Genomic DNA, 17,576 nt, shown 5'->3' on the forward strand with positions numbered 1-17,576 from the left:
ACCGCCAGCCACAAAGGAGGGCCAGATGGCTCTGCTGGAGAAGATCGACCGCCCCCAGGACCTACGGCAACTGACCATGGGCGAGCTCACCGAGCTCGCCGGCGAGATCCGCGACTTCCTGATCGAGAGCGTGTCCCGCACCGGCGGGCACCTCGGCCCCAACCTCGGGGTGGTGGAGCTCACCATCGCCCTGCACCGGGTGTTCGACTCGCCCAAGGACCGGATCGTCTGGGACACCGGGCACCAGTCGTACGTGCACAAGATCCTCACCGGCCGGCGCTCCGGGTTCGGGCGGCTCCGGCAGACCGGCGGCATGTCCGGGTACCCGTCGCGGGCGGAGTCCGGCCACGACGTCACCGAGAACTCCCACGCCTCGACCGCCCCGGCGTACGCCGACGGCCTCGCCCGCGCCTACGAGTTCCTCGGCGTCACCGACCGCGCGGTCGTGGCGGTCATCGGTGACGGGGCGCTGACCGGCGGCATGCCCTGGGAGGCGCTGAACAACATCGCCGGCGCCCAGCGCTGCCCGGTCATCATCGTGTTCAACGACAACGAGCGCTCCTACGCGCCCACCGCCGGCGGCCTCGCGGACCACTTCGCGGACCTGCGGGCGGGCCGGACCGGGCCGGGCGTCTTCGAGCAGCTCGGGCTGGCCTACCTCGGGCCGGTCGACGGACACGACCTCGAGGCCGTCGAGGCCGCGCTGCGCAAGGCCCGCGCGCTCGGCGAGTCCGTGGTCGTACACGTCGTCACCGAGAAGGGCCGTGGGTACGTCCACGCCGAGAACAACGAGCTCGACCGGGCCCACTCGATCCGCCCGGCCGACCCGGTCAGCGGTGTCCCGGTGGGCGTCTCCGCGCCCTCCTGGACCTCGGTGTTCGGCGACGAGATCGTGAAGATCGCCGAAGCCCAGCCGGACGTGGTCGCCATCACCGCGGCGATGCTGGAGCCGACGGGGCTGCGCGCGCTGCAGGCCCGCTTCCCGGACCGCGTCCTGGACGTCGGCATCGCCGAGCAGCACGCCGTCACCCTGGCGGCGGGGCTGGCCATGGGCGGCATGCACCCGGTCGTGGCGATCTACGCCACGTTCGTCAACCGGGCCTTCGACCAGGTGCTGATGGACGTCGCCCTGCACCGCTGCCCGGTGACGTTCGTGCTGGACCGGGCGGGCGTGACCGGCGACGACGGGGCCAGCCACAACGGCATGTGGGACATGTCGATCATGCAGGTGGTCCCCGGTCTGCGGATCGCGGCGCCGCGCGACGGGGCCCGGCTGCGGGAACTGCTGGGGGAGGCCGTCGGCTGGGACGAGGGCCCGACCCTGGTGCGCTTCCCGAAGGGCCCGACAGGCCCCGACCTGCCCGCGGTGGCGACCTTCAACGGGCTCGACATCCTGCACCGCTCCGGTGACCTCGACGTCCTGGTCGTCGCCGTGGGCGCGATGGCCGGGCTCGCCCTGGAGGTCGCCGACCGGCTCGCCGACCAGGGCATCGGCGTGACGGTGGTCGACCCGCGCTGGGTGGTCCCGGTCAACGACGCCCTCAGCGGGCTGGCCGCCCGGCACCGGATGGTCGTCACCGCCGAGGACAACGGCCGCACCGGCGGCGTGGGCTCGGGCATCGCCCAGGCGCTGCGCGACGCCGGGGTGCGGACACCGCTGCGCGACTTCGGCATCCCGCGGCGCTTCCTCGACCACGGCAAGCGCGCCGACGTCCTGGCCGCCTGCGGGCTGACCGCGCAGGACATCTCCCTGGCCGTCGTCGAGTACATCGCCGGCCTCGAGTCATCGCCCGACAACCTCGTGGGCTCCATGGCGAACGGAATGGCCACCGGAGCGCAGGGCAACAAGGAGGAGCTATGAGTGTCGAACTCGGCATGCCGCGGGTACGGCCGCGGCCGGCGCAGGCGCGCCGCGTCTCCCGGCAGATCTCGGTGGGCCACGGCAAGAACGCCGTGCTGGTGGGCGGCGGCGCACCGGTGTCCGTGCAGTCCATGGCGACGACGCTGACCTCCGATGTGAACGCGACTTTGCAGCAGATCGCGGAGCTGACGGCGTCGGGGTGCCAGATCGTGCGGGTGGCGGTGCCGTCGCAGGATGACGCGGACGCGTTGCCGGCGATCGCGCGCAAGTCGCAGATCCCGGTGATCGCCGATATCCACTTCCAGCCGAAGTACGTGTTCGCGGCGATCGATGCCGGGTGCGCGGCGGTCCGGGTGAACCCCGGCAACATCAAGAGCTTCGATGACAAGGTCGGGCAGATCGCCCGTGCGGCGAAGGCCGCGGGTGTTCCGATCCGGATCGGGGTGAACGCCGGTTCGCTGGACCGGCGGTTGCTGGAGAAGTACGGGAAGGCGACTCCGGAGGCGCTGGTGGAGTCGGCGCTGTGGGAGTGCTCGCTGTTCGAGGAGCACGACTTCCAGGACATCAAGATCTCGGTCAAGCACAACGACCCCGTGGTGATGATCGAGGCCTACCGCCAGCTGGCGGCCCGGTGCGACTACCCGCTGCACCTGGGCGTGACCGAGGCCGGTCCCGTCTTCCAGGGCACCATCAAGTCGGCGGTGGCCTTCGGCGCCCTGCTCTCCCAGGGCATCGGCGACACCATCCGGGTCTCGCTCTCGGCTCCGCCGGTGGAGGAGGTCAAGGTCGGCGCCGCGATCCTGGAGTCGGTCGGGCTGCGTGAACGCGGCCTGGAGATCGTGTCGTGCCCGTCGTGCGGCCGGGCGCAGGTGGACGTCTACACCCTCGCCGAGCAGGTCACGGCGGCGCTGGAGAACTTCCCGGTGCCGCTGCGGGTGGCGGTGATGGGCTGCGTGGTCAACGGCCCGGGAGAGGCCCGGGAGGCCGATCTCGGAGTGGCCTCCGGCAACGGCAAGGGCCAGATCTTCGTCAAGGGCAAGGTCGTCAAGACCGTGCCGGAGTCGCAGATCGTGGAGACCCTCATCGAGGAGGCGGTGCGCATCGCCGAGGAGATGGGGGTCGACGTGGACGGCGACGGCGACGAGGCCGACCCCGCCGCGCGGCCGGTCGTGGTCGCGGTCTGACCGACCGACGGCTGCCGGCGCTCCGCCGCCGGCAGCCCCCAGCGAAGGAAGATCATGATCAGTGCGCCTCCGGTCGCCGCCGTCCCGACCCACTGCCCCTACTGTGCCCTGCAATGCGGCATGACGCTGCGCGGCGGGCCGGACGGCGGCGTCACGGTGGAACCGCGTGACTTCCCCACCAGCCGCGGCGGGCTGTGCCGGAAGGGATGGACCTCGGCGGACCTGCTGTCGTCCCCGGCTCGCCTGACCACGCCGTTGCTCCGGCGGCGGCGCGGGGCGCCCCTGGAGCCCGCCGGCTGGGACGAGGCACTCGGCCGGGTGGCCGACGAGATCCACCGGACCCAGGCCGCCCACGGCCGGGACGCCGTCGCCGTCTTCGGCGGCGGCGGCCTCACCAACGAGAAGGCCTATCTGCTCGGGAAGTTCGCCCGGGTCGCGCTGGGCACCGCCAACATCGACTACAACGGCCGGTTCTGCATGTCGTCTGCGGCGGCCGCGGCCGGTGCCGCGTTCGGCGTCGACCGCGGGCTGCCCTTTCCGCTGGCCGACGTGGCCGGCGCCGACACGATCCTGCTGGTCGGCGGCAACGTGGCGGAGACCATGCCGCCGCTGGTCGGGCACCTGCCCGGTCGCGACGACCCCCGTACGCTCATCGTCGTCGACCCGCGCCACAGCGAGACGGCGCGCATCGCCGACCTGCACCTGCCCGTCACGCCGGGCACCGATCTGGCTCTCGCTCACGGGCTGCTCAACATAGCGATCGCCGAGGGGCTGATCGACGAGGACTACATCGCCGCCCGCACCACCGGCTTCGACGCGGCCCGCCGTACGGCGGCGGCCTACTGGCCGGAGCGGGTCGAGCGCATCACGGGCGTGGCGGCGAGCGCGCAGCGCGCGGCGGTGCGGCGGCTCGCCGCCGGGCGCTCGGCCGGCGGGGCGGTCATCCTGACCGCGCGCGGCGCCGAACAGCACAGCAAGGGCGTCGACACGGTGCGCGCCTTCATCAACCTGGCGCTGGCACTGGGGCTGCCCGGCCGGCCGCACAGCGGGTACGGCACCATCACCGGGCAGGGCAACGGCCAGGGCGGCCGCGAGCACGGGCAGAAGGCCGACCAGCTGCCCGGCTACCGCAGGATCGACGATCCGGCGGCCCGCCGCCATGTCGCCGGGGTCTGGGGCATCGACCCCGGGGAGCTGCCCGGACCCGGCCGGCCAGCCTACGAACTCCTCGACGCGCTCGGTACCCCGGACGGGCCGCGCGCCCTGCTGGTGTTCGGCAGCAACATCGCCGTGTCGGCGCCGCGCGCCGGCCACGTCCAGGAACGGCTGGCGGCGCTGGACTTCCTCGCCGTCTGCGACCTGGTGCCGTCCGAGACCGCCCAGCTGGCCGACGTCGTGCTGCCGACCGCCCAGTGGGCCGAGGAGGACGGCACGATGACCAATCTCGAGGGCCGGGTGCTGCGGCGGCGCCGGGCCGTCCTCCCGCCCCCCGGGGTCCGTACCGACCTGGAGATCATCTCGGCGCTGGCGGCGCGGCTCGGGCACGAGGACGGCTTCTCCGCCGATCCCCGGGTGGTCTTCGACGAGCTGCGCCGGGCGAGCGCGGGGGGTCCGGCCGACTACTCCGGTGTCCGCTACGACCAGGTGGCGGCCGAGGAGGCCGTGTACTGGCCCTGCCCGGACGGGACGCCGCACCCCGGCACGCCGCGGCTGTTCACCGAGCGGTTCCCGACCCCGGACGGCCGGGCCCGGTTCGCCGCGGCGGAGCACCGGCCGGCGGCCGAGGAGATCGACCCCCGGTTCCCCTACCACCTGATCACCGGCCGGGTGCTGGCGCAGTACCAGAGCGGCGCGCAGACCCGCCGGATACCGGAGCTGAGCCGGGCGGCGCCCGAGGCCTTCGTCGAGATGCACCCGGCGACGGCCGCGCGGCTCGGCGTCTCGGACGGCGAGGGCGTACGGGTCGTGTCGCGCCGCGGCGCGGTCACCGTGCCGGCCAGGATCACCGGCACGAGCCGGCTGGACACCGTCTTCATGCCCTTCCACTGGCCGGGTGCCCAGCGTGCCAACCTCCTCACCAACCCGGCCCTGGACCCGGTCTCCCGGATGCCGGAGTTCAAGGTCTGTGCCGTACGCCTGGAGCGGGAGCAGCCGTGAGCCGCCAGCGAGTCGTCGTCATCGGAAGTGGCATGGCCGGAGCCCGGCTGGCCGGCGAGATCAGCGAACGGGACCCGGCGGGCCGGGTCCACGTGACGGTCCTCGGCACCGAACGGCACCCGCCCTACAACCGGGTGCTGCTGACCAACGTGCTGGCCGGCCAGGCGGCCCCCGCGGACATCGTCATGACCGATCCGGGCTGGTACGCCGAGCGCGGCTACGCCCTGCGCCCCGGCGTCACGGTCACGGCGGTCGACCGCGACGCCCGGCGGGTCCTCGCCGACGACGGGAGCGCGACCGGCTACGACGCGCTGGTGCTCGCCACCGGAGCCGACCCGGCGCTGCCCCCGATGGACGGCCTGTGGACCCCGGGGGGCGGCCTGCGTCCGGGCGTGTTCGTCTTCCGGACGCTCGACGACTGCGCCGCCCTGACCGGGGCCGCGCGGCGGGCGCGCCACGCGGTGGTCATCGGGGGCGGCGTGCTGGGGCTGGAGACCGCGCGGGGGCTGGCCGGCCGGGGCATGGCAGTGACGATCCTGCACGCCGCCCCGCGCCTGATGGAGCGCCAGCTCGACGCGTCGGCGGCGCGGATCCTGCAGCGGACCTACGCCGAGCTCGGCATCGAGGCGCGGGTCAACGCGTTCGCGGTCGCCGTGACCGGCGGTGAGCGCGCGGACGGGCTCCTGCTCGACGACGGCGACCGGGTGCCCGCCGACCTCGTCGTGGTGTCGTGCGGCATCCGTCCCCGGACCGCGCTGGCCGCGGGCTGCGGCCTCGAGGTCGACCGCGGCGTGGTCGTCGGGGACGATCTGCGGACGTCGGATCCGCGCATCCACGCGATCGGCGACTGCGCGCAGCACAAGGGCACCGTCGGCGGGCTGCTGGAGCCGGCCTGGGAGCAGGCCAGGGTGCTGGCCACCCGGCTCGCCGGGCCGGACCCGCAGGCCGTCTACACCGGCTCGCCGGCGCTCACCCGGCTCAAGGCGGCCGGGGTCGACCTCGTCGCGATGGGCGAGACCCTGGCCGACCCGGAGGACGCGGAGGTGGTGCTGTTCAGCGACGCCCATCGCAGCACCTACAAGAAGCTGGTCATCCGCGACGAGCGGCTGGTGGGGGCCGTGCTGCTGGGGGACGACGAGACCAACGGCACGGTCACGCAGATCTTCGACCGGGGCGAGCGCGTTCCCGCCGACCCCAAGGTGCTGCTGTTCGGCGGCCTGGCGGCGTCCGCCCCGGCGGGCGGCCCGGCGGCCCTGGCGGACGAGGCGACGGTGTGCCGGTGCAACGGGGTCACGATGGGCGACATCGGCCGCGCCTACCTCGGCGGTGCCGCCGACGCCGACGCGGTGGCCGCCGTCACGCGCTGCGGCACCGGCTGCGGCACCTGCCGCGGCGACGTGGACCGCATCGTCGCCGGGCTCGCCGCGGGCTGACAACCCGTGACCGGCCTCTGCAGGTTGCTGCCACCTGATTGCAGATTTCGGACACTAGGAGCTGATAGGAGCTGTTCGGTTGAAACCTATCGTTATCTGTGCCGGTGGATTTCCTCGGTCGGCGCCAGCGAAAGGGGCAGACCTTGCAAACCTCTCATCAGAATCCTGCGCAGCGCGGTCCCGTACTCGTCGACGGGGTGAGTGCACCGATGATCTATGGGCCAACTCCTCTCGTCGGTCGTGAGACGGAATTCGCCGATCTGCGCAACAAGGTGCTCGATCCGGCCGTGCGGATGCTCACACTGACCGGACCGGTCGGTGTCGGCAAGAGCCGGCTGGCTTCTGCGCTATTCGAGAACGTGGCCGTGGAATTCGCACACGGCGGTCGCTTTCTCGACCTCAGTTCGGTCGACGAGACACAGGACCTGACGGCGGTATTCGCCGCCGCACTCGGCTTTTCCGGTGACGACAGTCTCCTGCCCGCGGAACGCCTCGCGGCCTATTTGCGCGACCGCCATTTCCTGCTCGTGCTGGACGGCTGTGAGCACCTGCTCAAGGACCTGGTGCCTCTGGTCACCGGTCTGGTGTCGGGCTGCACCCGGCTGTCGGTGCTGGTCTCCAGTCCCGCGCCGATGGGGGCCTACGGTGAGCGGCTGCTGCGGCTGACGCCGCTGGCGTTCCCCGCCTCGCCGCTGCCGCGCGAGCTCACCGAGCTGGAGCGGATCCCCGCGGTCCAGCTGTTCGTGCACCGGGCCCGTGCGGTCCGCCCCGGCTTCGTCCTCACCAGCGAGAACCGGGCGGCCGTCGCCGAGCTCTGCGTACGGCTCGACGGACTGCCGCTCGCCCTGGAACTGGCCGCGGCACGGCTGAAGCTGTCCTCCCCGCAGGCGCTGCTGACGGAGCTGGAGGAGGACCTGGGCGTCCTGTCCGGCACCCGGGCCGACACCATGTCGCAGCACCACAACATGTCCTCGGCGATCGAGTGGAGCCTGGCCAGGCTGCGCCGGGTCGAGCAGAGCTTCCTGGGCCGGCTCGCGGTGTTCACCGGCGAGTTCGGGTTCGTCGCGGCCAAGGGAGTGGGCCGGACCTCGGCCGCCGAGACCCAGGAGCTCCTGGCGGCGCTCGTCGACAAGAACCTGCTGATGGCCGGGGAACGCCCGGACGGCGAGGTCAGTTTCCGGATGCTCGGACTGACCCGGCGGTACGCGCTGGAGTGGCTGCGGCAGACCGGCGACTACCACCAGGTCATGCGCAACCACACCGACTACTTCACGGCCATGGCCAAGACCGCCGAGGCGGAGCTGTCCGGGCCCGACCAGGCGTGGTGGCTGGACCAGCTCGGCTACTGGCACCAGGACATCGACGCCGCGCTGCGCTTCCTGCTCGACACCGGCGAGTGGGCCGCCGTCGCGAGCCTGGCCGCCTCGCTGCGCCTGCACTGGATCGTCCGGGGGGCCCTGCGTGAGGGGGCCCGCTGGCTGGAGGAGAGCCTGGCGCTCGGTGAGCAACCGCACCACATCGCCCCCAAGGTCCACGAGGTGCTCGGTGAGCTGTCGATGTGGCAGGGCGAGATGCGGGCCGCCGAGGAGCGGCTGAGCACCGCCCGCGCCATGTACGAGGAACTGCGCGACAGCGGCGGCGCGGCCGTCTCGCTGCGCCAGCTCGGGCGGCTCGCCTACCACCGGGGAGACCTGCCCGTGGCCGACCGGCTGCTGGAGGAGAGCGTCGCGGCGCTGGGCTCGGTGGACGCCGCCCGCGGCCACGCCCTGGCCCTGCGCGACCTCGCCGAGTGCCGCCGGGTCCGGGGCAACGTCCCCGCGGCCAAGAAGCTGGCCGAGGCCGCGATGCAGGAGTTCGGCCGGCAGCAGGACTCGCGCAACATCGCCCTGACCCGCTACGTGCTGGCGGACATCGCGATCGGCACGGGCGATCTGGACGAGGCCGAGCAGCTGTGCCGCAAGGCGCTGCTCCTGCTGCACGACCTCGGTGACCTGCCCGCCACGGCGACCGGCCTGGAGACGCTCGCGATCACGATGGCCACCAAGCACGGCCGGATGACCGAGAGCTGGCGGCGCGCCACCCGGGGCCTCGGCGCGGCGGCGGCGTTGCGCACCCGGACCGGGTGCGTGGCGCCGGGACCCGCCCGCGAGCCCGTCGGCAAGGTGACCGAGGAGGCGCGGGTCCGGCTGGGTGACAAGGTGTTCGAGGAGGCCTGGGCGGCGGGCCGGGACCTCGCCCCGCAGACGGCCATCGCCGAGTCGCTGGCCCCGGTCCAGGCCCCGCCCAGTGGGCGGCTGCGCGGCGCCGGCGTCGACAACCCGCTGACCCAGCGGGAGATGGAGGTCGCCGAGCTGGTGGCCTGCGGCATGACCAACCGCGAGATCGCCAGGCGGCTGGGCATCGCGGAGTGGACGGCGGTCAACCATCTGCGCAAGATCATGCGCAAGCTGGACTGCTCCTCGCGCGTCCACGTGGCGGGCTGGATGACCAAGATGCAGGGGCCGCCCGTCCAGCCGGGCGCGAGGGCGACGGGAAGGGAGCACCGGGGGCGCTAAGCTCCGACCGCGTCACGTTCCACCTGCCAAGAGGCCGCCTCCGGTGAGGCGGCCTCTTGGCGTTGCCGCGGCCCGGCGGAATCGGCCCGGCGGTCCGGCGCGGCAGCGGGCGGGCGCGCCGCACCCGGGCGCGTTGCAGGAAGCTGTTGCCGCCGGACATCTACCTGATCCTGATATGCCTGGTTCCTGCATGACTGCTCACCCAGACTTGTACATGTCAGGGCAGCCAATTGCAAAGGCAGGGATTTGAATCATGTCTGATCTCCGTGAAGTCCGTTGCGGCCGGCGCTGCTCCGTCCGAGGAGCCATGGCCGTTCTCGACTCGGTGAAATGGATGAGCGCGCCCGGACGGGAAGGCGCTCTCCAGCACTCTCTCTACGGCGCGGGCTGGGCCTCGGCCGTCAACGGAGACGGTGGCCAGATTTGGGGCTGACTCCAGGCGTCCGGCGCCTCAGCCGGTCAGGCCGGAGGAACTCCGGGAACGCTCACTATTCAGAAGGCCGGTCCCCACCAGGGGACCGGCCTTCTGAATGTGACTGCGAACGGGTGAGTGACGGGACTCGAACCCGCGACATCCTGGACCACAACCAGGTGCTCTACCAGCTGAGCTACACCCACCATCACCGGGATCACCCGGCCCTGGAAAGTGTAGCGGTTCCTGGGCGATGCTCAACCAGAGGCCGCGACGATGTCGGCGGACAGCGCGCGGGCGGTCTCGGAGTCCGGCCCGGGCTGCGCGACGAACACGGCGGCGCGGTAGTAACGCAACTCCCGGATGCTCTCGGTGATGTCGGCCAGGGCGCGGTGGCCGCCCTTCTTCTCCGGGCTGGCGAAGTAGACCCGCGGGTACCAGCGCCGGGACAGCTCCTTGATGGACGACACGTCCACCATGCGGTAGTGCAGATGGGCGTCCAGGGCGTGCATGTCACGTGCGAGGAACGCGCGGTCGGTGGCGATGGAGTTGCCGCAGAGCGGAGCCTTGTTGGCCTCCGGCACATGGGTGCGGACGTAGGACAGCACCCGCTCCTCCGCCTCGGCCATGGTGACGCCGTCGGGCAGCGCCTTCAGCAGGCCCGAGGCGGTGTGCATGTCGCGCACCACCTTCGACATCTGCAGCAGCGCCTCCTCCGGAGGCTTGATCACCACGTCGACGCCCTCATCGAGGATGTTGAGCTCGCCGTCCGTCACCAGGGCGGCGATCTCAATCAGCGCGTCTCGGCCGAGATCGAGCCCTGTCATCTCGCAGTCGATCCATACGAGCCGGTCGTTCATGGTCTTCACCCTAAGGCCACCGGACGACTACTCCGCTTTGAGGGAGCCGACGAGGACGTCGAAATCGCCCTGGTTCTGATGGCTGTCGGGGATCGAGACGTACATGATCGCCGGCCGCAGCCCGGCGCCGCGCTCGACGGCGATGACCACGGCGGTCTCGGTCTGGAAGTTCCAGCCGTTGGTGGTCGCGTCCGGGTAGCTCAGCTTGACCTTGTAGTACCAGGCCCGCTTGCCGCTGACCGTGTAGGACTTCGACTCCAGGTCCTGCTTGGTGTGGTTCTTGGGATACGAGCCCGGCTCCACCGCGCTGAACTGGCCCTTGGCGGCCGCCTCGAGGTCGGTGGTGCTCGTGACGGTCGGGGCCAGGGTCCCGGAGTAGGCGTTGGCCAGGTACGGCCCGTACTGGCCGCTCTCGCTCTTGTAGTTCTCCTGGACGTGCGCCTCCTCGCCCCGGCCGAAGCCCAGGGCCGACAGGCCGCCGCCGCTGGTGATGGTGGCGGGGTACCACTTGCCGCCCAGCTGCGGGTAGGACAGGCCCGAGGTGCTGTCGGAGATCGTGCCGATGACGGGCGACTGCCCGCCGGTGGTGGGCACGGCCGGGCTGCTGACGGCGGCCGTCGGGCTCTCCGTGGGGTCGGGGTCGCCGCCGCCGAAGACCCCGGTGGCGAACAGCGCCGCCACCACGATGAGCACCACGACCACCGCTCCGCCGCCGCCCAGCGCCCACAACAGGCCGCTGTTGCTCTTGGGCGGAGCCTGCGGGGGCGGCTGCCCGCCCGGGGCCTGGCCGCCGGGAGCCTGGCCGTAGGCGGGCTGGGCCTGCTGCCCGCTCCATCCCCAGCCGGGCTGCTGCCCGTAGCCGGGGGCCTGCTGCTGGCCGTAACCCTGCTGGTCGGCCTGCGGCTGGCCGTAGCCCGGCGCCTGCTGCCCGTAGCCGGGGGCCTGCTGCTGCCCGTAACCCTGCTGGTCGGCCGGTTGCTGGCCGTAGCCCTGCTGGTCGGCCTGCTGCTGGCCGTAACCGGGAGCGGCCTGGCCGGCTCCGGGTGGCGTGAAGGAGGCGTTGTCGGACGCCGCGTCGGTCTCGTCCCACTCGTCGGCCGGCTGGGTCGCCTGGGTCCACTGGCTGCCGTCCCACCAGCGCTGGAGGCCGGCGGTGCCGTAGGGGTCGCGATACCAACCCGGCGGTGTCTGGCCGGTCATGGCGAACAGACTACGGCCGAGATGTCACGACATGGTCACCTGGCCATGTGAATCGGCCGTCCGCGACCTCACATGGCCGGGGACGGGGAGGCCGGGGCGCAGCAGCGGGTCGGGGACGGGCTCGCCGAAGACCTGCCGGACCGGGAGGACCCCCGCCCACAGGTCGAGGGCGTGGTCCTCCTCGTCGTCGGCCGGCGGTCCCTGCCGTACCTTCACCGACGCCTCCGCCAGCGACAGCGCCAGGACGGTGGTCGCCGCCATCTCCTTGGCGTTCGGCCGCCGCACGACCTCCCACTGGCCGGGCGCCAGTCGCTCGGTGATCGCGCGCAGGCCGGTGAGCTTCTCGGCGGCGTCGGTGACCGTACGGGGCCGGCCGTAGATCATCGCGCTGCGGTAGTTCAGAGAGTGGTGGAAGGCGGAGCGGGCCAGCACGACGCCGTCCAGGTGGGTGACGGTGACGCAGATCTCGGTGTTCGTGCGCAGGCTGCCGGCGCCGGTCGAGCCGTGCAGGTACAGGGTGTCCCCGTCCCGGCCGTATCCGGTGGGGATCACCCGCGGCGTGCCGTCGACGAGCACTCCGAGGTGGCAGACCATCCCGGCGTCGAGGACGTCGTAGAGGGCGGCCCGGTCGCTCCGGGCACGCTCACGATGGCGTCCGAGGCGGGTGCGTTCGGTGGAGGAGAGCGTCATGACGACTACGCTAGAAGACGAGTGGCCTGTTCCAAATGGCCAATTCGTGCGAAGACTCGGAGACCACTTGCCCGCCCACCTGGACCTCCCGCTGGCCGTCGTCCGGGACACGGACGAATCCCTGAGCGCGCAGCTGACGCGGCAGCTCCGCACGGTGATGCGCGAGGGCGGTCTCACCGCGGGGGAGCGGCTGCCCTCCAGCCGGACGCTGGCCGGCGTCCTCGGCGTCAGCCGCACCGTGGTGACCGAGGCGTACGAGCAGTTGTACGCCGAGGGCTGGCTGGAGGGCAGGCACGGCTCCGGCACCTACGTCGCGCACATCACCACCGACCCCGCCCCGCCCGAGCCCCCCACCCCCACCCCCGGCCCCTCCGTGATCATGCAATCGATCGACGAACGATTGCACGATCACGGAGGGGTCGGGGGTGGCGGGGAGATCGACCTGCGGCCCGGGGTGCCCTGGGTGGGGACGCTGGACAACGCCGCCTGGCGGCGGGCGTGGCGGCTGGCGGCGGCCGTGCCCCCGGCGGCGCGGCCGGATCCGTGCGGCCTCCCCGGCCTGCGGTCGGCGCTCGCCGAGCACATGAGACGCGGCCGTGGCGTCACCTGCCCGCCGGACCGGATCATGGTCACCCGCGGGGCCACCAACGGCCTGGACCTGCTCGCGGCGGCCGTGCTGGCGCCGAGGGACCGGGTGGGGGTGGAGGAGCCGGGCTACCACCGGGCCAGGTCGGTGCTGAGCGCCCGGGCCGCCGAGGTGGTCTCCTGCCCGGTCGACGAGCACGGGCTCATCGTGGAGGGGCTGCCGGACGACCTGCGGCTCGTCCACACCACGCCCTCCCACCAGTTCCCGCTCGGCGGCGTGCTGCCGGTGCCGCGCCGCCAGGCACTGCTGGCCTGGGCGCGGCGCACCGGCGCGCTGGTCGCCGAGGACGACTACGACGGTGAGTTCCGGTACGACGTCGCGCCGCTGCCCGCGCTGTACGGCCTCGACCCGGAGGTCGTGGTCTACCTCGGCACCACCGCCAAGACCCTCGCCCCGGACGTCGGCGTGGGCTGGCTGGCCGCCCGGCCGGAGCTGGTGGAGGCCATCGCCCGGCGCCGCGAGGAGCTCAACGACCGCACGCCCGTCGTGCCCCAGGAGGCGGTCCGCATCCTGCTGGAGCGCGGTGACCTGGACCGGCACATCCGCCGGATGCGGGGCGAGTACGCGCGGCGGCGCGCCGTCGTGGTGGAGGCACTGGACGGGCTCCCGCTGCACGGCGACACGGCGGGCCTGCACGTGGTGGTGCAGCTGCCGGCGGAACGCGTCGGCAGGGTCGTACGGGAGGCCGCGGCACGGGGGGTGCTCCTCGACTCGCTGGAGCGCCACCATGCCGGGCCCGTCCGTACGCACGGGCTCGTCATCGGCTACGGCACCGCCCGTCCCGCCGACCTCAGGAGCGGATGTTCACTGGTTCGGGAACTGGCCCGGGCACCGTCTCCAGCGGCCGGGTGAGCCGCCGGGGCGGCGGCACCATGACCTGTCCTGGCGGGAACCGCGGCCGGGGGATCTCAGCCGTCGGCGTCTCAGGGCCGGTGAGCTTGGAGATGTCGATCCCCCCCGGATCGGCACCCACCTCCTCGGGCACCTGGGAGTGGCCGAAATGCCCGCCGCGCGCCCAGGCGCGGCGCTCCCGCACCGCCTGGTACGACTGCGGCGCCGGCAGCGGGGGCCCGGCCGGCCACCGGCGGGGCACTCCCCAGGAGTCCAGCCAGCCCATCACCTCGCTGAGCCCCTTGAGCGGGCTGTCGGTGAAGGGCGTGCGGGGCCGGCTCACCACCATGATCTGGGCGCAGACCCGGCCCTCCCGCCCGAGATCACCGGGCAGCAGCCGGGCGGCGAGAGTCACCGCGATCAGTTGGAAGATCTCGCCCTCGAACGGATTCCAGACCAGATGGGCCGGGCGTCCCTCCCGGATGAGGGTCTCGGCCACGGACCGGGAGGAGACGGTCTTCGGATCACTCTCACTGGTGAACCAGACAGCGCGCGGTGCGCCTCCTTTCAACGGACCTCCGTCCAGCTTCGCTGGTATTCGTCGTGCTTCCGGCAGCCATGCGTCGGCCACGGTTTCGTTCCCCCCCAATCGGGCAAGGTCCAGGCCCTATTGGTCTAGTCCTTCGTTGGTAACCCACCCGTACTGGCATGTCCAGTTCGGTCCTCCCGGCTGGGTTTGACGGTGATCAGCCACGGCATCACCGAAGATGCCACTTTGATACGCCGTCGCCGCAGATGAGTACCCCTCCGCAGGTAAAAACCAACCTCCGTGATGGTGTTACCTGCGGTCACAGGGGAGTGGCCCGGTGGGGATAGGCGGTGTTAGGCCAGGTCAGAGGCTTGGATGTTGAATCTTCCATCAAACACCGGGCGAGCGGCCGGATCCGGCCTGTGACCTGCCGCACCTGCTCTTCCGGGGGGCCGGGCTTCCCACCGCAAACCGAGTAGCGTTCTAATAGGGCGTCATGACGGTAGACGCTGCGCTTCCCGCCGGGGTTCCCGGCATCGATGTCCCTCGCCTGGCGGCCTGGCTGGCCGGGACGCTGCCGGACGCGGGCCGGATCACTGCGGTCGAGCTGATCGCGGGCGGGCGGTCGAACCTGACCTACCGGCTCCGGCTGTCCGGCGGCCCCGAGAGCATCGTGCTGCGCCGGCCGCCCCTCGGGCACGTGCTTCCCACGGCGCACGACATGACCCGCGAGCACCGCGTGCTGTCCGGCCTGTCGGCGGCCGGTACGGTCCCGGTGCCCCGGCCGCTCGCGCTGTGCACCGACGAGACCGTGATCGGCGCGCCCTTCTACCTCATGGACTACGTCGAGGGCAGGGTGCTGCGGACCGTCGAGGACGCCGCGGACCTGTCCCCGGTCCAGGCGCGGGAGCTCAGCGAACGGCTCGCCGAGGCCCTCGCCGCCATCCACGCGGTCGACCTGGAGGCCGCGGGGCTGACCGACTTCGGCCGCCCGGCCGGCTACATGGCCCGCCAGCTCAAGCGCTGGGGCCAGCAATGGGAGAGGTCCTACAGCGCGGGATCGCGCGCCGTCGACCCCCTCGCCGAGTACGAGCGCCTCGTCGCCCGGCTCGCCGAGCGGCTCCCCGAGAACGGCCTGACCCGGCTGGTGCACGGTGACTTCCGGCTGGACAACGCGCTGTCCCGGCTGGAGCCGCGCGCCGAGATCGCCGCGGTCGTCGACTGGGAGATGTCGACCCTCGGCGACCCGCTCGCCGACCTGGGCCTCACGCTGGTCTACTGGGCCGAGGCCACCGACCAGCAGACGCTGCCGGTCGGTTCCACGATCACCGCCGCCCCCGGCTTCCTCACCCGCCGCGAGTTCACCGCCCACTACGCGGCGCTCACCGGCTTCGATCTGTCGGACCTGGACTTCTACGTGGCGTTCGGCTGCTACAAGCTCGCCGTGGTGCTGGAGGGCATCCACGCCCGGTTCCTGCAGCACGCCACGGTGGGCGAGGGCTTCGACCAGATCGGCGACGCGGTCCCCGTCCTCATCGCCCGCGCCCACCACACCCTGGACACCCGCACTCCGTACTGATCACCGGCTCGGCCGGTCCGGTGCCGGTGCGGCGGGGCGGGACGGGCCGGTCAGCACTCCCAGGTGACGGTGACCGGCCCGCCGCCGTTGGAGACGGTGACGGTGCCGCTGCCGGAGGCGGTGCAGGGACCGGTCCGGGTGACGGAGACGGTTCCGGTGCCGCCCTTGAGGATCCTGCCGCCGCCGGAGGCCACGAGCGGGCTGGACGCCGAGGCGGACCAGCTGTTGACGTTCCCGCCCACCGCGGTCACCGAGAACGAGCAGTTCGGGGGCCCGTCCGCCGGGATGCTGCACCCGCCGCCCACGCTCAGGGTGCCCGTCGCCGGGACGGGGGCGGAGGTCTTGGGAGTGGGCTTCGGCTTCTTGGTGGTGGCCCGGGGAGTCGGGGTGCGCCTGGTCGGGGTCGGGGTGGGCGACGGCGAGCGCGTGCTGGTGGTCGGGCTGGGCGTGGCCGACTCGGTGACGGACTCGCTCGGGTCGGGGGAGACCAGGGCGGTGTCGGAGGGCAGCGCGGCCGTGGAGGACGCCGCGCTCGGCTTGCTGCTGGACGAGGTCGGCAGGATGAGGTAGACCCCCCCGACGATGAGGAGCACGCAGACGGCGGCGGCGATCGCCGGCCAGATGCGCGGCGAGCCGTCGCCGTCCCGCTCCCGTGCGCCACGCCCACCGCCGCGGCGCGCGGGGGGCTCGGCGACGGCCGGCCAGCCCCACTCGTCTAGGGGCTCGGCGGCCTGCGCGATCGCGTCCCGATGCGCGGCCAGGGCCGGGTCGGTCGCCGTGGCGAGCACCCGGTGCTGCAGATCCGCGGGCAGCAGGGCGACCGGCAGCACTTCGAGCACTTCCAGCAGCTCGGCCGTGGAGGCCTTGGCCCGGCGCTGCTCCGCGCAGACCGGGCAGGACTCGAGGTGCCGGACGAGCTTGCGCGAGGTGACCGGGGACAGCGGCCATTCCTGGGGGTCCACCAGCGCCGCGACGCTGGGGCACTCACTGCGGCGGCTGCGCACCAGGATGGCGGCGGCGAAGGCGTCGTCGAGCCGTTCGCGGGCCTGCCAGGCCAGCTCCGTCGCCTGCTCCGTGGACAGGCCCAGCACCCCGGCGAGCTCCTCGGGGGCCAGGTGGTGCCGCAGCACGAGGTCGATGGCCTCCCGCTGCTTGCCGTTGAGGCCGGCCAGCGCGCTGTGCACCAGCTGGCGGGTCTCCTCCCGCCGGGCCCGCGCGGCGGGGTCGAAGATCTGTTCGTCGATCTCGGGGGCCTCGTGGCCGCCGGTGGGCCGGTTCGGGTCGGCCAGCCGCCGCAGGCACTGACTGCGTACGAGGGCGTACAGCCAGCCGCGGAACAGCTGGGGGTCGCGGAGCCTGCCCACGTGCGCCTGGGCGGAGAGCAACGAGTCGTGCAGCGTCTGGGTCGCGGACTCCTGGTCGCGCATCAGGGCGTGACAGTAGTCGTACAGGCGAGCCGCGTAGGCGTCGCAGACCTTCGTCAGCGCATTCGGGCCACCCGCCCTGAGCTCTTGGGCCAACAGGCGGTCGTCGACATGCTCGAGACTCGGCCAACCGGACACACGATCCTCCAATGTGGCGTTCGTCAGGAGGGCCCCGGAGAGGGGCCGGCCCCCGTCACGGGGGCCGGGAGAGAGAG

The 17,576-nt window shown here is 72.7% G+C and carries 12 protein-coding genes and 1 tRNA gene; 7 read left to right on the plus strand and 6 right to left on the minus strand.

Annotated elements, in window-relative coordinates:
- Positions 1-25 precede the first annotated feature (25 nt).
- The 5 genes from ACRYCC_RS06795 to ACRYCC_RS06815 all read left to right on the plus strand — a co-directional run bounded on the left by ACRYCC_RS06795 (position 26) and on the right by ACRYCC_RS06815 (position 9,190).
- A complete protein-coding gene (locus tag ACRYCC_RS06795) occupies positions 26-1,861 on the plus strand; it encodes a 1-deoxy-D-xylulose-5-phosphate synthase (protein WP_433809709.1) in 1,836 nt (611 codons plus the stop codon).
- Positions 1,858-3,045, plus strand: coding sequence for a flavodoxin-dependent (E)-4-hydroxy-3-methylbut-2-enyl-diphosphate synthase (ispG, locus tag ACRYCC_RS06800; protein ID WP_433809710.1), 1,188 nt, complete (start codon positions 1,858-1,860; stop codon positions 3,043-3,045). The genes ACRYCC_RS06795 and ispG overlap by 4 nt, the downstream gene beginning before the upstream one ends.
- Positions 3,046-3,099: 54 nt before the next feature.
- The gene (locus tag ACRYCC_RS06805; RefSeq protein WP_433809711.1) at positions 3,100-5,202 is read left to right on the plus strand and encodes a molybdopterin oxidoreductase family protein; all 2,103 of its coding nucleotides are present in this window, start codon (positions 3,100-3,102) and stop codon (positions 5,200-5,202) included.
- Entirely contained in the window at positions 5,199-6,635 is a 1,437-nt protein-coding gene (locus tag ACRYCC_RS06810) for an FAD-dependent oxidoreductase (protein ID WP_433809712.1), read from the plus strand. The genes ACRYCC_RS06805 and ACRYCC_RS06810 overlap by 4 nt, the downstream gene beginning before the upstream one ends.
- Before the next feature lie 209 nt (positions 6,636-6,844).
- Positions 6,845-9,190, plus strand: coding sequence for an ATP-binding protein (locus ACRYCC_RS06815; protein ID WP_433809713.1), 2,346 nt, complete (start codon positions 6,845-6,847; stop codon positions 9,188-9,190).
- A gap of 545 nt (positions 9,191-9,735) precedes the next feature.
- Here ACRYCC_RS06815 and ACRYCC_RS06820 read toward each other — a convergent pair.
- The 4 genes from ACRYCC_RS06820 to ACRYCC_RS06835 all read right to left on the minus strand — a co-directional run bounded on the left by ACRYCC_RS06820 (position 9,736) and on the right by ACRYCC_RS06835 (position 12,352).
- A tRNA-His gene (locus tag ACRYCC_RS06820) sits at positions 9,736-9,808 on the minus strand.
- A gap of 51 nt (positions 9,809-9,859) precedes the next feature.
- Entirely contained in the window at positions 9,860-10,462 is a 603-nt protein-coding gene (gene orn, locus ACRYCC_RS06825) for an oligoribonuclease (RefSeq protein WP_433809714.1), read from the minus strand.
- Between the two features lie 27 nt (positions 10,463-10,489).
- Positions 10,490-11,662 (minus strand): DUF2510 domain-containing protein, encoded by a 1,173-nt coding sequence (locus tag ACRYCC_RS06830; protein WP_433809715.1) that lies wholly within the window; start codon positions 11,660-11,662, stop codon positions 10,490-10,492.
- Positions 11,663-11,686: 24 nt separating this feature from the next.
- Complete coding sequence (locus tag ACRYCC_RS06835; protein WP_433809716.1) at positions 11,687-12,352, minus strand: pyridoxamine 5'-phosphate oxidase family protein; 666 nt, start codon at positions 12,350-12,352, stop codon at positions 11,687-11,689.
- A 67-nt stretch (positions 12,353-12,419) separates the two neighbouring features.
- Between ACRYCC_RS06835 and pdxR the strand changes: the two genes are divergently transcribed.
- Positions 12,420-13,850 carry a MocR-like pyridoxine biosynthesis transcription factor PdxR gene (pdxR, locus tag ACRYCC_RS06840; RefSeq protein ID WP_433809717.1) on the plus strand — a complete coding sequence of 477 codons (1,431 nt, stop codon included), beginning with the start codon at positions 12,420-12,422 and terminating at the stop codon, positions 13,848-13,850.
- Here pdxR and ACRYCC_RS06845 read toward each other — a convergent pair.
- The gene (locus ACRYCC_RS06845) at positions 13,789-14,328 is read right to left on the minus strand and encodes a hypothetical protein (RefSeq protein WP_433809718.1); all 540 of its coding nucleotides are present in this window, start codon (positions 14,326-14,328) and stop codon (positions 13,789-13,791) included. The two genes, pdxR and ACRYCC_RS06845, sit on opposite strands and share 62 nt — an antisense overlap.
- 526 nt (positions 14,329-14,854) lie before the next feature.
- Between ACRYCC_RS06845 and ACRYCC_RS06850 the strand changes: the two genes are divergently transcribed.
- Positions 14,855-15,937 (plus strand): phosphotransferase family protein, encoded by a 1,083-nt coding sequence (locus ACRYCC_RS06850; protein ID WP_433809719.1) that lies wholly within the window; start codon positions 14,855-14,857, stop codon positions 15,935-15,937.
- Between the two features lie 50 nt (positions 15,938-15,987).
- On the opposite strand, the gene ACRYCC_RS06855 is transcribed toward ACRYCC_RS06850, so the two are convergent.
- Positions 15,988-17,457 carry a sigma-70 family RNA polymerase sigma factor gene (locus ACRYCC_RS06855; RefSeq protein WP_433809720.1) on the minus strand — a complete coding sequence of 490 codons (1,470 nt, stop codon included), beginning with the start codon at positions 17,455-17,457 and terminating at the stop codon, positions 15,988-15,990.
- Positions 17,458-17,576: the final 119 nt, after the last annotated feature.

Source organism: Actinomadura scrupuli (assembly GCF_050971785.1).
GTDB lineage: Bacteria > Actinomycetota > Actinomycetes > Streptosporangiales > Streptosporangiaceae > Actinomadura_E > Actinomadura_E scrupuli.